We start from the raw sequence: 15,240 nt of genomic DNA on the forward strand, positions 1-15,240 counted from the left end.
GAGGGATTAGAGCGTATGAAGGTTAGGGAGGGAAGTTTAACTTCCACTACTGAAAGTTTATGTCCGGAATGTTTGCGCAAGATTCCGGCACAAAGAGAGGTTCAGGGTGAGAATGTTTATCTCGTAAAACGCTGCCCCGAACATGGTGAGTATCGAACCTTGATTTGGCATGGAAGTCCTCAATGGGCCTCCTGGGTCAGGCCTACAATTCCTACTCCGCCCAAGGAATGTTTTACACAAGTTGATAAGGGATGCCCCTTTGACTGCGGTTTGTGCGCAGACCATTATAAGACAACTTGTACGGCCTTGCTAGAAGTTACCCAGCGCTGCAATCTAAACTGCCGCTTTTGTTTTGCCAATGCCGGAACGGAGCTTGACGAACCTTTGCTGAAAGTGATTGAAGGGTGGTATAAAAACGTCCTTGCCGCCAGTGGCCCGGTGAATATCCAGTTATCCGGCGGTGAACCGACTCTCCGGGATGATTTGCCGGAAATCATAGAAATAGGCAGGAGATTGGGTTTTAACTTTATCCAGATTAACACGAATGGCTTACGGCTGGCCGAGGATTCCCCATATTTAAGCCGCTTAAAGATAGCCGGCCTTAGCTCGGTTTTTTTGCAATTTGATGGTACAGAGGATCAAATATATCAGGCAATCAGAGGACGGCAGCTTTACGATCTGAAAGTGAAAGCCATTGAAAACTGTGCTGAACACGGAATCGGAGTTGTCTTAGTACCGACTCTCATACCGGGAATAAACACTGATAATATCGGCGGAATCATAAAGTTCGCCCTAAAAAATCATCCTGCCGTCCGAGGGGTTCATTTCCAACCTGTAAGCTATTTCGGCAGAGTTCCCCAAGAACCGCTGGACGAAGATCGGATTACACTGCCGGAAGTTATTCAAGCCATTGAGAAGCAGACAGAAGGACTGATTAAAGCTGAAAATCTGAAGCCCCACAATGGACGCTGTTCTTTCAGCGGCAGCTTTACGCGCAGAGCTGACGGTAGTTTGAAGCCGATCTTGAACAATTCCTGCTGTGAGGGACCAGAACGAGCGGATGAGCTGGCCAGAAAAACCAGGACCTTCGTAGCCCGCCAGTGGTCAGGTCCTGAGTTGTTTAAAGTTCAAACCGTAAAGGATAATCCAGGCGACTCCTGGGACAATTTAATTCAACAACTTAAAACGTATGCTTTTTCCCTCAGCGGTATGGCTTTTCAAGATGTTTGGAATCTGGATCTTGAACGCTTAAAGAATTGCTGTATCCATGTTGTAAGCCCTGAAGGCAAGTTAATTCCCTTTTGTGCTTATAATCTCACCGCTAAAAATGGGCGCTCACTTTACCGCAAGGGGAGATAAATCTTGGCCATAAATGTTACCCCGCTTGAACCATGGGTACAGGAGAAAATTACCGGTAATCGTTCGGGAAGACTGACGCGAAAGCTGATCGAGAATTATCAGTTGAACAAACTGCAGGAAACTATTGCTTGGGTAAGCGCTGGCAGCAGATTTTACCGCCGTCTCTATAAGGGCTTGGATAGTAAGATCTCCTGTTTAGCAGACATAAATAAACTGCCTTTTACCACGTCTGAAGACCTCAAAAATTATCCCCTGGATTTCTTATGTGTTTCCCAAGATGACATCAGCAGAATCGTTACCCTCCAGACTTCCGGTACAACAGGAAAACCCAAACGTCTCTTCTTTAGCGAACCTGATCAAGAATTGACCATCGACTTTTTTCATCATGGCATGTTCACCTTGGTTGAACCAGGGGACAGAGTCTTGATTTTGCTTCCGGGTGAAACGACTGGAAGTGTCGGTAACTTACTGCATTTGGGTTTAGCAAGAGCAGGCGTAATAGGGAACATTCATGGAATGGTTATTGATCCGGAAGTAACCTTTGAACAAATAAAACGGGAAGAAATCAATGTTCTGGTCGGGATACCTGCTCAAGTCCTGAATTTAGCAAGATTTATTGCTTCAAGGGACGAATCATCTTCTCTAAACATCAAAAGCGTCTTGCTGAGTACCGATTATGTACCCTTAACTGTTGTCAAAGAACTGCAAAAATATTGGGGGTGTCAGGTGTTTAATCATTATGGTATGACTGAGATGGGTTTAGGCGGCGGGATTGAATGTGAGGGCTTCTGTGGTTATCATCTGAGGGAAGCAGACCTATATTTTGAAATTATCGATCCCCTGACAGGAACCCCTGTGATAGACGGGCGGCCAGGGGAAATCGTCTTTACGACACTGACCAGATCAGCTATGCCCCTAGTTCGTTACCGAACCGGCGACATTTCCAGATTTATACCTGGCCCTTGCTCCTGTAACACAGTCCTGAAACGATTGGAACGGTTAAAATCCAGAGATCGGGTTTATCTGAATGAGAGGGACTACTTGACGATTTCCGATTTTGACGAGGTTCTCTTTGAATTTGGGGATATTATTGACTTCGAGGTTACGCTTACTGAAGTGGCTAAGCAAAATCGCTTAAACATTAATATTCTCTTGAGGAAGTCTGTCGCAGAGGACGTAGAACAGTCGCTTCTACAATCCCTTGCCAAAATCCCCAACCTAAAGACCGGACTGCAAACCAACAGTTTGCAGGTTAACCTCAATTTTAGCGAAACTCCCGGGGTAAGAGCCCCTAAAAGCAGAGCTAAGCGACAGATTCAAGACCGAAGAAGGAGTGACCAGCCTTGACTGGAACAGAATCCAGGCCAGAGAGGGGGATACTGACAGCAATTATTGTTGCTGCCGGATACTCGTTTCGCATGAAACAATTTAAACCATTGTTGCCTTTGGGAGGGATTACTGTCATAGAACAAGCTGTTCATAGTTTTTTGGACAATGGCTTCAAGGATATTCGAGTTGTCGTTGGGCATCGCGGGAATGAACTGTTTCCCCTTTTGGAAAATTTAGGGGTTCGAATTATTGTGAACACCAATTATTCCGAAGGGATGTTTTCTTCGGTCCAGGCCGGAGTTAAAAGTCTCACTTCTGAGACGGCTGGTTTTTTTCTTTTACCTGCAGATAATCCCCTAATTAAACGTCACACTCTTGAAATGATGGAAGACACTTTCTTTTCAAAGCAGGAAAGTATAGTTTACCCGTCGTTTCAAGGCGAGAGGGGTCATCCTCCTCTAATTCCCAGCTGCTATGTTAACGACATTCTAAAATGGAATAAACCGGGCGGACTGAGAGCGATGTTAGAGCAGTATGATGATGATGCCGTCGAAGTTCAGGTTGAAGACTTGGGTGTTTTGCTTGACATGGATACACCGGAGGACTATTGTAAACTGCTTGATTACATTGGTGATACCCTGCTGCCATCCGAAGAGGAATGTTATGAGATTATCAAGAAGGCTGAAACTCCCTTGAACGTCATTAAACACAGTAAGCAAGTAGCCGCTCTTTGCTGCGCTATCGGAAGTTGTTTAAGAAGTTCAGGATGCCGCCTAAACCTTGACTTAATTAAGGCTGCAGCCTTATTGCATGACCTGGCCAAGGGTCAACCGCACCACGCACAAGTTGGATCGAGCATGCTCATGAATTACCCAATGGTCGCAAAAATAGTGGCCGAACACACCGACATTTGTACAAACATTGAACAGACCATATCGGAAAAAGAAGTTGTCTATTTGGCTGATAAGTTTGTTAAAGACGAGCAGATTGTTTCTCTTAAAGACAGATTTGCCGCCCCCTTGAAGCAACACCAAAACGACCCCGATGCACTTAAGAAAATACAACGACGCTATTTGGATGCCGAGTGGATTAAGACAAAGATTGAGAAAATTATTAACATGCCTTTATCTGAACTATTAAGTTAATCTAGAGGGGTAGGAAACAATGGAAAATGAAATAATCTACAGACTTAAAATTGCCCTAGAGGAAAATACTGAAGTTGCTATGGTTACAATCATCAGTGTCCTTGGCTCAACTCCTCGTAAGCCCGGAGCTAAAATGTTAGTTTTTCCTGACGGAACAATCGTCGGTACCATTGGCGGCGGATGCGGTGAGGCTGAAGCCAGGAGGGAGGCTCTCAATGTCATAGCAGCACGCACTTCTAAGGTGCATTATTTAAATATGACTGCTGATATTGCCCAGGATGAAGGAATGGTTTGCGGGGGAATCATGGGATTATTCATTGATTATTTAGGTTCTCATAACTTCGCCGGACAATTTAAACTTTACAAAGACTATTTAGCGGCACTCGAGGAAGGAAATCAGAATCCGATCCTTGTTACAGTAATCGAATCAGCTCCTGAACATTTGATAGGAAGCAAACTAGTTATTAAGGCAAACGGCGAAGTCAGCGGTGATCTTCATTTAGATGGCTTAAATCGAGTGGCCCAAGAAAGCGGCAAAATCTGCGCTAAACGGTGCCGGCCGTTATTAATTAGTTTGAATTCTGAGTTTGAGCCTTGCGAAACGTCCATGAGCAAACCATCCTTTCGGTTGCTCATTGAACCGCAAAGAACAATTGTGCAATTGTTGATTTTAGGTGGTGGTCATATTGCGCTCCCCCTGGTCATTATGGCTAAAATAGTAGGGTATGAGATCACAGTCATCGATGATCGTCCGGCCTTTGCCAATTCTATTCGCTTTAAAGAGGCAGACAATGTGATTTGCGCTGATTTTGCACAAGCCTTAGACAGAATCACAATCACTCCCCAAACTTTTGTGGTAATTGTCACAAGAGGACATCGCTATGATAAAGTATGTCTGGAAAAAGTGATTCGCCGGCCGGCAGCATATTTGGGCATGATTGGCAGCCGCAAAAGAGTTAAAGCTTTGAAAACTGAATTAGAGGAAGAAGGAGTTCCGGCCGATTTACTGCAAAATCTTCATTCTCCGATTGGTCTGAAGATAGGAGCAGAAACTCCGGAAGAAATTGCCGTTAGTATTCTCGGCGAGTTGATTAAAGTTCAAAGGGAGATGGATCAGACCTTAAAGTAGATGATCCTGGAGAGACATGAAGCAAAAATTAATTTACTTGGTCAGACACGGTGATATCGGCCTAGGGAGTGAAAAACGTTATATTGGTCAAACTGATCTGCCCTTAAGTTCTCTTGGTTTAAAGCAGGCTTCATTACTAAAGGATATGTTTAGCCACTTGTCATTCGATAATATTTTTTGCAGCGATTTAAAGAGGGCGCAGCAAACAGCGGAAATCATCGCAATTCTTAGCACAGCGGTTCCTATCCTTTGTCCGGAGTTCCGGGAAGTGAACATGGGTGATTGGGAGGGGAAAACTTTCTCGGAAATTAAAACAAGGTTCCCTAAGAAATTCACAGAACGTGGTCAAACTATTGCAAATTTTGTCCCGCCCCGGGGTGAAAGCTTTAGTGACTGTTCCAAACGAGTCCTTCCGGCGTTTGAGCGGCTGGCGGAATCTGCAGGAAACACAATTTTAATTGTTGCTCATGCCGGTGTAAACAGAATAATTATCTGCCATGTCCTTGGGATGCCACTGGAGAATGTTTTTCAACTCCACCAGAGTTATGGCTGCGTTAATTTACTTTCTCAAGATAGTTCAGGGTACAGATTAAACTATATGAACAATTTGGTTGTTAAGGAAACCGGCGAAGGGTTAATTTATTGATTTACGAAAATCACTAAATTAACCCTAAATTATTCAAAACTATTAACGCTATTATTTAAAAGTGTTCCAATTTAAAGCGTTTGTTCAAAGCAAACTGTTCCAAAATAGCCCATTATAGTGAGTTAACATATGTTTTAAAATAAATTTAAACGTAAAGATTATCGTTTTACTGGTTTTATCTATCTTTTTAAGAATAACCTCCGTCCTTCTGCGCAGCTTGATTTTCGACTTTAGCTGAAGAAATTCAATGAAATAGGACATGTGAAACAAATAACTAAATTTTCAGACAGTTCTGGCACGGATATTGCTATATTATTCGTCAAGAATCCGGAAATTAAATTCTAGCTCAAATTCAGCGTAGAAAAGCAAATGCTAAAACTAATAAGAAAATGGGGGTTAAAACATGGGAATCATTCATCAAGTCTATGGGTATTTCATGCCAACAGTAAACCTTATGGGAGCAGGGGCAGTACAAGAAACCGGAAAACAAGCAAAATTATTGGGCGGAAAAAAAGTCTTCTTAGTAACCGATGCATTCCTGGAAAAGATCGGTATGGCTCAAGAAATTGCTGATATTATCAGTAAAGAAGGCCTCGAAGTTGTTATTTACGGGGGGGCTGAACCAAATCCAACCGACAAAAATGTTCATGATGGATTTGATATTTACACTAAAGAAGGCTGCAACCTTATTGTTTCGGTGGGTGGAGGCTCTTCCCATGACTGTGCTAAGGGTATTGGATTGGTTGCCGGAAATGGCGGCAGAATTAATGATTATGAAGGAGTGGATAAATCTCCTTTACCGATGGCCCCAATGATTGCCATTAACACCACCGCAGGAACGGCGGCAGAAATGACTAGATTTTGCATTATTACCGATATAGCCAGACACATTAAAATGGCTATCGTTGATTGGCATGTAACACCTAATGTTTCCATTAACGATCCTTTATTGATGATGAAACAACCACCCAGTTTAACCGCTGCAACCGGAATGGATGCGCTTACCCATGCAGTGGAGGCTTATGTTTCCACAATAGCTACACCTGTAACGGATTCGGCGGCTTTAATGGCCTTTAGATTAATAAGCAAGTATTTGCGCCGTGCCGTGGCTAATGGGGATGATTTTGAAGCACGTGAACAAATGGCTTACGCTCAATTATTAGCTGGAATGGCTTTTAATAATGCCAGTTTAGGTTATGTTCACGCTATGGCCCACCAATTAGGAGGATTCTATAATTTGCCGCATGGTGTTTGCAATGCCATCCTTTTGCCACACGTTTCACGTTTTAACATGATTGGCAATGTCGAGCGTTATGCAGAGATTGCTGAAGCTATGGGAGAAAATATTACCGGGCTTTCAGCCAGAGAGGCTGCCGAGAAATGTTTCAGCACTATAGCAACGCTTTCGCGGGATGTTGGTATTCCTACAGGATTAGCAGAACTGGGAGTTAAAGAAGAAGACTTTGCCCTTATGGCAGGTAATGCCAAGCAGGATGCTTGTCAATTAACGAATCCACGAACTGCAACCCTCGATCAAGTCATTCAAATCTATAAAAACGCAATGTAAAGCAGGAACTAATTTTAAGATTTCGCAAATAACAAATGCGCTGGCAGAGAAGAAGATTTTACTCATCTCGCCAGCGCATCTCGTTTTTTATGGACATGAAGATTTTAAAATTCCTTCTTATGACCCAAACAATAAACTCCTGAAACAGTGAAACATGGTATGAGGTCACTGGCCGGTTGATATTTTGTTCTAGAATCTGTCCAGTAATCTAAACCCAAAAAATGTTAAAAAGAACAAATACTACAAGCTTGAGGATCACCTTGACGAAAATGTTAGTAATTGGTATACTAATATCATGAAAATTTAGAATGTTCATATAATTAGGTGTAAGGCCTTAATATATGATCTAAGAAACTAGCGGATGATAGGAGGTGAAACAACTGGAGAGTTATTTGTTGGACTTATAACAATTTAGCATTTCCAACGTCACTGAACTTATAAACATGAGTAAAGGGGAGTCGATGATTAATGGCAGAGATCATGGAGATCCGAGAAAGTTCAATAGCCGACCCAGGACCACTTGGTTTAGCCGGTTTTGCACTTACAACATTCATTCTTAGTCTGTCAAATGCGAAGCTAGTGCCAGCAGAACTCGGTACATTATTTGTCCCTCTGGCACTATTTTACGGTGGTTTAGCCCAAATACTTGCCGGAATGTGGGAGTTTAAAAAGAACAATACGTTTGGGGCAGTAGCTTTCACAACTTATGGAGCATTTTGGATGGGTTTAGCAGCCACTGTCATATTAGAGACGCTTAAGATCCTTAATTTTGGTGCTTCTGGTCATGTGGCTCTTGGAGTATATTTAACAGGGTTCACCATTTTTACGTTCTACATGTGGATAGGGACTTTCAGAATCAATAATGCGTTACTGGCAGTATTTACCTTCGTGGAAATTGCTTTTGTTTTACTTGATTTAGCCGAATTTGGTATTATCTCAAGCGTACCTGGAGGTATTTTTGGATTAATTACTGCAGCTTGTGCCTGGTATGCCTCAGCGGCCGGAGTTCTAAATCCACTTTATGGTCGTGCGGTTCTCCCAGTTGGCTCTCGTGCTGTCACTGTTAAGAAAAATTTTTCTTCAGGGAAACAGGCTTAATTGACACTTGAAATTTATCATTTGTTGGATTTCGCGTGGATTATTTTAAACTCGACATTATAGTCGAGTTTTTTTAATATATGTTCAAAATATGATGAAGTATAACTATCATTTTAAATTTGACAATATTAAAGAGAAATCTTAAAGCTTTTACTTTTAATGTAAATAATAATATAGGAAATTGTTAAAATCAAAACTTACTGGTATCATAATATCTAAAGAATCGACTTAAAAATTTATATCCGATGCTTGGAGATTGAATCAGATGAATAAAGGATTTGAACATAGATAATGAAAAAATTAGTCATTGGGATATTAGCACATGTGGATGCGGGCAAGACGACATTATCAGAAGCCATCCTTTATCTGAGCGGTAAAATTGGCAAATTAGGACGAGTAGATCATAAAAATGCTTATTTAGATACCTTTGAGCTTGAACGAGCAAGGGGAATCACTATTTTTTCGAAGCAGGCCATATTTGAGATAGAAGAAACTCAGATTACGTTACTGGATACCCCAGGGCATGTGGATTTTTCAGCTGAAATGGAGAGAACGCTTCAGGTGTTGGATTATGCCATTTTAGTGATAAGTGGCGCCGACGGGGTACAGGGGCATACGAAAACGTTGTGGCGGCTTCTCGACATGTACCAGATACCTGTCTTTTTATTCGTCAATAAGATGGACCAGAATGGGACGGATAAGGACAAATTGATGCTAGAGATAAAAAAGCAATTGAATGATGGATGCATTGAATTTGAACATGTTAAGACAAACCGCTTTTATGATCAACTGGCCATGTGTAATGAAACAATGATGGAAGAATATCTGGAAACAGAACACATTGAAACGGCACAGATCAAAAATGCAATAAAGGAGCGAAACGTCTTTCCCTGCTTTTTCGGCTCAGCCTTAAAATTAGAAGGTGTTGAGCAATTTATGCAGGGCATTGCTGACAATGCCATAGTACCTTTCTATCCCAGTCAGTTCGGAGCTAAAATATTCAAAATAACCAGAGACGAACAGGGAAACCGTCTCACGCACATGAAACTAACTGGCGGAAGACTTAAGGTAAAAGATATCTTGAAGAATGGGCTTTGGGAAGAGAAAGTAAATCAAATTCGTGTCTATTCTGGACAAAAATTTGAGGCAGTGAATGAAATAGAAGCAGGTTCCGTTTTAGCGGTTACGGGGCTCAGCCAAACGAAACCAGGAGAAGGTTTAGGGATAGAAGAAGCTTCAAATACACCGGTTTTGGAACCCGTGTTGTTTTATCAGATTATACTTCCAGAGGGCTGTGACCCGAGAGTAATGATACCCAAACTGCGTCAGATTGAAGAAGAAGAGCCTGAACTTCATATTGTCTGGAATGAGCAATTACAAGAAATTCAGGCCCAGATCATGGGAGAAGTGCAAATTGAAATTTTTCAGAACCTTATCCAAAGCCGTTTTGGTATCTCAGTGACCTTTGATGCCGGAAGGATTGTCTATAAAGAAACGATTGCCAATGTCGTTGAAGGGGTAGGACATTTTGAACCATTGCGCCATTATGCGGAGGTTCACCTTTTATTGGAGCCTGGTGAACCGGGAAGTGGTCTTAAGTTTGGAGCAAAATGCAGTGAGGATACCTTAAGTAAAAACTGGCAAAGGCTTATATTAACCCATCTGGAAGAAAAAGCGCACAAAGGAATTTTAACAGGATCTGCGATCACAGATATGAAAATCACTTTAGTCTCAGGCAGAGCACACACTAAGCATACAGAAGGCGGTGATTTCAGAGAGGCTACCTACCGTGCAGTGCGTCAAGGTTTAAAGGAAGCAGAATCTATATTATTGGAGCCTTATTATGCCTTTGAGCTGGAACTCCCTGTGAAAATGGTAGGAAGAGCTATGACGGACATCGAGAAAATGCATGGTACATGCGAATTATCACAGACAAATGGGGAGATGTCGGTTCTTGTGGGGAGTGCTCCTGTTCTTACCATGAGAAATTATCAGAAAGAAGTTATCGCCTATACTAAAGGTCTTGGCAGGCTCTTTTGCAGCCTAAAAGGGTATGAACGATGCCACAATGCAGATGAGATCATTGCAAGTATCGGCTATGATTCCGAAAGAGATGTTAATAATCCTACAGGTTCTGTATTTTGTACACATGGCTCGGGCTTTTTGGTGGATTGGGATAGCGTAAAGGATCACATGCATGTTGAAAGCTATTTTCAGAAAAAAGAGGATTTGGCGGGAGAGATAGCCCCAAACCGTGTCTCATACTCAGAAGAAAAGTGGATTAGTTTGGATGAGATTGATCAAATTATCAATAATACTTTCTATGCGAACCAAGGAAAGAAGTCTGCCTGGAAAAAACGCAAAACAGCCCGCGAAAGTTATTACGAAGACTTTGTCTCTGTAAGCAGTGAGAAGGTAAACAAAGAAGAGTATCTTCTTGTTGATGGATATAATGTAATCCATGCCTGGCCTGAGCTCAAAGAACTTGCGGATAGCAATATGGACGGTGCCAGAATGAAATTACTGGAGAGCCTAAGCAATTATCAAGGCATTCGAAAATGCCAAATTATTGTTGTGTTCGACGCTTACCTCGTTCAGGGGCATCTTGAAGAAATTATCGACTATCATAATATTCATCTGGTTTATACAAGGGAGGCACAAACTGCAGACCAGTATATTGAAAAATTCGCTCATGATAATCAGAAAAAATATAATATAACTGTTGCAACATCAGACGGTTTACAGCAGATTATTATCAGAGGAGAAGGATGTGCCTTATTATCTGCCAGGGAACTAAAGGCCGAGATCGAAGAGACTTATGAAAGAACAAAGCTGGAATATCGGGAAATACAGAGAAGACCACGTAATTATCTTATGGACACTTTGTCTCCGGAAGCAAAACAGCGGCTTGATAAACTGATTAAAGATAAAAATGAGACGTAAACTATATCAATAGGGGCAATTCCCGAAGAGAGTTATGCTCATCGTGATAGATTTTCATTTCCTAGTTAAAAAGTCCATCGAGTGCACATAATACGAAATGTAGTAAACAAATAAGGCACTCGCTGAAAACTATAACTGGGCGGTGGAAACATGTTATGGGTCGCATTATTAGTAGGTGTTCAAGTAGTGCTCTTGGGAACAGTGATTATTCTTGAAAATAAAGATCCAGGAAAAACTGTAACTTGGTTGTTTATTCTAAGTCTCCTGCCGATCCTGGGTTTTCTTCTTTATATTCTATTTTCTCAAAAGCAGCGCAATAAACTCTTTCGGAATAAGGCACAACGGACAAATAGGTTAAAGCAAAGAATCAATGAATACGATCCCATTCCAAAGAATGAATACTCAACTTTTTCTCCAGATAACAATTTAGACCTTAAATTAGCTAACCTCCTTATGAATAGTGGTTATGCCCGCTTAAAGATGCATAACAAAGTTGACGTACTCGTCAATGGCCGAGAGAAATTTGCTGCTTTGCTTCACTCGTTAGAAAATGCTGCCCATCACATCCATCTGAGCTATTATATTTTCAAAGATGATGAAATAGGTGCCGACGTCTTAAAAATCCTCTCCCATAAAGTTTCTGAAGGAGTGGAAGTACGCGTTCTCCTTGACGGAGTGGGGAGCCTCTTCCTGGCTGGAAACTTCATGACTACCATGAAACAAGCCGGAATCCAAGCTCAATGGTATTTTCCATTACGCTTTCCCTTTTTAACTCCAAGGCTTAATTTACGTTACCACCGAAAAATTGTTATCATTGACGGGTATGTGGGGTACATGGGGGGACTCAATATCGGAGACGAATATCTTTCACGTGACCCGAAACTTGGATTTTGGAGAGATACTCATCTCAAATTATCTGGAGAATCCGTCCATACCCTGCAAAGTATCTTTTTAAACGACTGGTATACTGTAACTCATCAGGAGATAAGAGGTGAAAACTACTTTCCTAAGGTTGAAATCCCTGATATACTTCCTATTCAGATTGGTGCCAGCGGTCCGGATTCTAATTGGGCATCCATTCTGCAAGGTTTTTTCATCGCGATAACGATGGCTAAGCAGAGCATAAAAATCGAGACGCCCTATTTTATCCCTGATGAAAGTCTAATCATGGGTCTCAAGACTGCAGCCCTCTCAGGAATAGACGTTCAAATCATTATCCAAGGAGTTCCGGAACACAAAGTGACTTACTGGGCTATGAACTCCTATCTTGAAGAACTGCTCGAAGCAGGCGTTAAAATCTATAAGTATATGAAAGGAATTCTTCACGCCAAAGTTCTTCTCATTGATGAATCTTTAGCATCTGTTGGGTCTGCTAATATGGATGTACGAAGTTTTTCCCTTGACTTTGAAATCTCAGCGTTTATGTATGATCAGAAATTAACGATGCTCTTAGTTAAAGACTTCGAAAATGATTTGAGGGAATCTCGAAGTATTAATCTCGAAGCGTTCCAAACTCGTCCATATTCCGAACGTCTTAAAGAGTCCTTTGCTCGTTTATTTTCACCATTGCTATAACGTTCCTTCAGCTTTACCTTATCTTCAAATGTCTGTATAATATTACTAATTTCCAACCTCCCCGGGCGCTTCGCGAAACAGGGAAGGTTGGATTCATGGAGGTAAGGCATGAAGTTAACGAAACGTACGAAATCTATTGGCGGCATTTTGGCAATAGCTGCCGGGGCAATTATTGCCGCATATGGAATTCAAGCCTTTGTCGTCCCTTCTGGGCTTGGCGGTGGAGGGGTCGGCGGCATAGCACTGTTGCTGCTTTATACATTAAAACTCCCTATTGGTTTAATGACCTTCCTATTAAATGTTCCGCTGTTCATTTTAGGATGGAGGGAAATAAATAAAGACTTTATTTTCAAAACCATTTGGGGATTAGTCATTTTTTCTATTTTCCTTGATCTCTTTAAAGGTATCCATCCAGTGCCGATAAACGATATCTTTCTTGGGGCAGTCTACGGCGGTGTGTTTTCAGGAATTTCCTCAAGTATTGTGTTTCGTTTTGGTGGAAGTCTGGGGGGCACGGATATTGTTTCTAAGGTTATCCATCGAAGATATGGAGTGCCCATGGGAACGTCTGCTTTAGCGATCAATAGCCTGATAATTTTGGTTTCCTGGGCAATCTTAGGCTCAAACAGAGCTCTCTATACCTTAGTTAATCTTTTTGTCTACGGGCGTGTCCTCGACATAATCCAAAGCGGCGTTCCTTCGAAATCAATAACGATTATTTCCGATCAACCGGAAGCTTTGGTCGATCGAATTATGGTGGACTTAGGCAGAGGAGCAACTTTTTTAAGCGGCCGCGGTGCTTATTCCAACGAGCCTAAAAATGTTATTATCTGTGTAGTCAGTCTTCCGGAACTAGGCCGCTTAAAACAAGCAGTGCGTGATGTTGACCCAGAAGCATTTATGATTGTATCCAACGCCGGGGAAGTTCTCGGCAGGGGATTTTTAAAAAATGAATAAAAATGATATAAATCTTTTTGTTGCAGGATTTATGGTAATGTAAAGAGAAGTAGAATAGCCTATAAAACAAAATAAGATGTCTCTTGATCAGTTATAGAACAGAGGTGGCTAACGGTGATAAGCGAGAAGAAATGGAGACCGAATAAAATTTGGGCTTTGGCCATGATTTGTTTCATGTTTGGTCTTACACTGATAATTATGCTCCTAGGTGATCAAAGCATCTCTTTAGTATCCTTTTTTTTCCTCATCACAGCTCTTGTTGCCCTGTATTTCCCTTGGGAATTTTTGTTGATTCAAATCGTTCTCGCCTCCGGATTAACGTTCCTTATTTTATATGAACATACACATCGTCTAACACTCCTGCAATGGCTTCTCTATACATTGGTTTATCTCTTTATTGGTATTGCTGTTAATCGAGAGATCGATGCAATTCGTCAAATTCAGCGGCACGAAACAGAGATGTCAGCATTATCCGATATATCGACCTCTTTAACGAAAACACTTGATTTGTGTGAACTAACGAATCAAGTAGTTGATCAAACCTTTTCCTTGTTTAAGGCAGACGGCTGTACAATTTACTTAATGGAAGATGAAGAAAAATCGCTGCGGGTAATTAGTGCTCGTGAAAGTCAAAGTGATCCTGATGTACTAACCAGTATTCTCAATAACCATCCCCGAGTAGGTTTTGGCTTGGTCGGCTGGGTAGCAGCTACAGGTGAAGCAGTCCTTTCCGGAGATGCTGAACATGATCCAAGGTCTATACACATTCCAGGTACTCCCTATGATGACGAATCTGTCATGGGAATTCCCCTTAAATTAGAAGAAAAAACTTTTGGAGTTCTGTGGATCTATACTCTGAGTTTAAATACCTTTAGCAAAGATGATCTTCAATTGGCCCAGATTTTTGCCAACCAAGTGAGTGTTGCTTTAGCGAACGCCCGCTTATACGAACATGTTCGTTGCCTGTCTGAAACGGACAGCTTAACAGGTCTTTTAAATTCTCGCTCTCTTACCGATTTAACAGAACGCGCTATCAATCATGCCCAGACTGCTAAGGGAAAGGTTTCCCTTCTTTTTATTGATTGCGACAATTTCAAGAGAATTAATGACCAGTTTGGGCATCCTGTCGGGGATCAATTTTTGCGTTTCCTGGCTAAACTCTTACTAGAAACCGTAAGGGAAGGGGATGCTGTGGTGCGGTATGCAGGAGATGAATTTGTCATTCTCTTGCCTAAGACACCTCTCGAAGCAGCAATCAGTATTGCTGAAAGGTTGCTTGAAACTACCCGCATCAAAATTATGGAAGATAATCCTTTGCTGCAAACAACAATATCGGTGGGACTAGCTGTTTATCCGCTGCATGCCTTGACAGCGGAAGAACTCATCAAACATGCCGACGATGCCCTCTATTGTTCAAAACGCAATGGCAAAAACCAATTGTCCATCTATAATCCAAAGTCCAAAAGTATCTCTAACTTAGGTTCCTAATTGT

Annotated in this window: 11 protein-coding genes; all 11 read left to right on the top strand. The window is 41.6% G+C overall.

Annotation, left to right across the window (positions count from 1 at the left end):
* The first annotated feature begins 15 nt into the window (after window positions 1-15).
* The 11 genes from trsS to B5771_RS05300 all read left to right on the top strand — a co-directional run bounded on the left by trsS (window position 16) and on the right by B5771_RS05300 (window position 15,236).
* The gene (gene trsS, locus B5771_RS05250) at window positions 16-1,359 is read left to right on the top strand and encodes a radical SAM (seleno)protein TrsS (protein ID WP_088186602.1); all 1,344 of its coding nucleotides are present in this window, start codon (window positions 16-18) and stop codon (window positions 1,357-1,359) included.
* A 3-nt stretch (window positions 1,360-1,362) separates the two neighbouring features.
* On the top strand, window positions 1,363-2,706 hold the full coding sequence (locus tag B5771_RS05255) for a DVU_1553 family AMP-dependent CoA ligase (RefSeq protein ID WP_088186603.1): 1,344 nt from the start codon (window positions 1,363-1,365) through the stop codon (window positions 2,704-2,706).
* Window positions 2,703-3,833: a DVU_1551 family NTP transferase gene (locus B5771_RS05260; protein ID WP_282433320.1), complete on the top strand. Its 1,131-nt coding sequence runs from the start codon at window positions 2,703-2,705 to the stop codon at window positions 3,831-3,833. Before B5771_RS05255 ends, B5771_RS05260 begins: the two co-directional genes overlap by 4 nt.
* Before the next feature lie 19 nt (window positions 3,834-3,852).
* Complete coding sequence (locus B5771_RS05265; protein ID WP_088186604.1) at window positions 3,853-4,962, top strand: XdhC/CoxI family protein; 1,110 nt, start codon at window positions 3,853-3,855, stop codon at window positions 4,960-4,962.
* Between the two features lie 16 nt (window positions 4,963-4,978).
* A complete protein-coding gene (gene cobC, locus B5771_RS05270; protein ID WP_088186605.1) occupies window positions 4,979-5,608 on the top strand; it encodes an alpha-ribazole phosphatase in 630 nt (209 codons plus the stop codon).
* Window positions 5,609-6,011: 403 nt separating this feature from the next.
* On the top strand, window positions 6,012-7,175 hold the full coding sequence (locus tag B5771_RS05275; protein ID WP_088186606.1) for an iron-containing alcohol dehydrogenase: 1,164 nt from the start codon (window positions 6,012-6,014) through the stop codon (window positions 7,173-7,175).
* 468 nt (window positions 7,176-7,643) lie between these two features.
* Complete coding sequence (locus tag B5771_RS05280) at window positions 7,644-8,273, top strand: GPR1/FUN34/YaaH family transporter (protein ID WP_088186607.1); 630 nt, start codon at window positions 7,644-7,646, stop codon at window positions 8,271-8,273.
* Between the two features lie 291 nt (window positions 8,274-8,564).
* A complete protein-coding gene (locus B5771_RS05285) occupies window positions 8,565-11,216 on the top strand; it encodes a TetM/TetW/TetO/TetS family tetracycline resistance ribosomal protection protein (RefSeq protein WP_088186608.1) in 2,652 nt (883 codons plus the stop codon).
* A gap of 150 nt (window positions 11,217-11,366) precedes the next feature.
* Window positions 11,367-12,791, top strand: a complete 1,425-nt coding sequence (gene cls / locus B5771_RS05290; RefSeq protein WP_088186609.1) for a cardiolipin synthase — start codon at window positions 11,367-11,369, stop codon at window positions 12,789-12,791.
* Window positions 12,792-12,899: 108 nt separating this feature from the next.
* Window positions 12,900-13,748 carry a YitT family protein gene (locus tag B5771_RS05295; protein ID WP_047811627.1) on the top strand — a complete coding sequence of 283 codons (849 nt, stop codon included), beginning with the start codon at window positions 12,900-12,902 and terminating at the stop codon, window positions 13,746-13,748.
* A 114-nt stretch (window positions 13,749-13,862) separates the two neighbouring features.
* Window positions 13,863-15,236: a sensor domain-containing diguanylate cyclase gene (locus B5771_RS05300; RefSeq protein WP_242966744.1), complete on the top strand. Its 1,374-nt coding sequence runs from the start codon at window positions 13,863-13,865 to the stop codon at window positions 15,234-15,236.
* Window positions 15,237-15,240 lie beyond the last annotated feature (4 nt).

The sequence above is a fragment of the Desulfosporosinus sp. FKA genome, from assembly GCF_002196785.1.
Taxonomy (GTDB): domain Bacteria; phylum Bacillota; class Desulfitobacteriia; order Desulfitobacteriales; family Desulfitobacteriaceae; genus Desulfosporosinus; species Desulfosporosinus acididurans.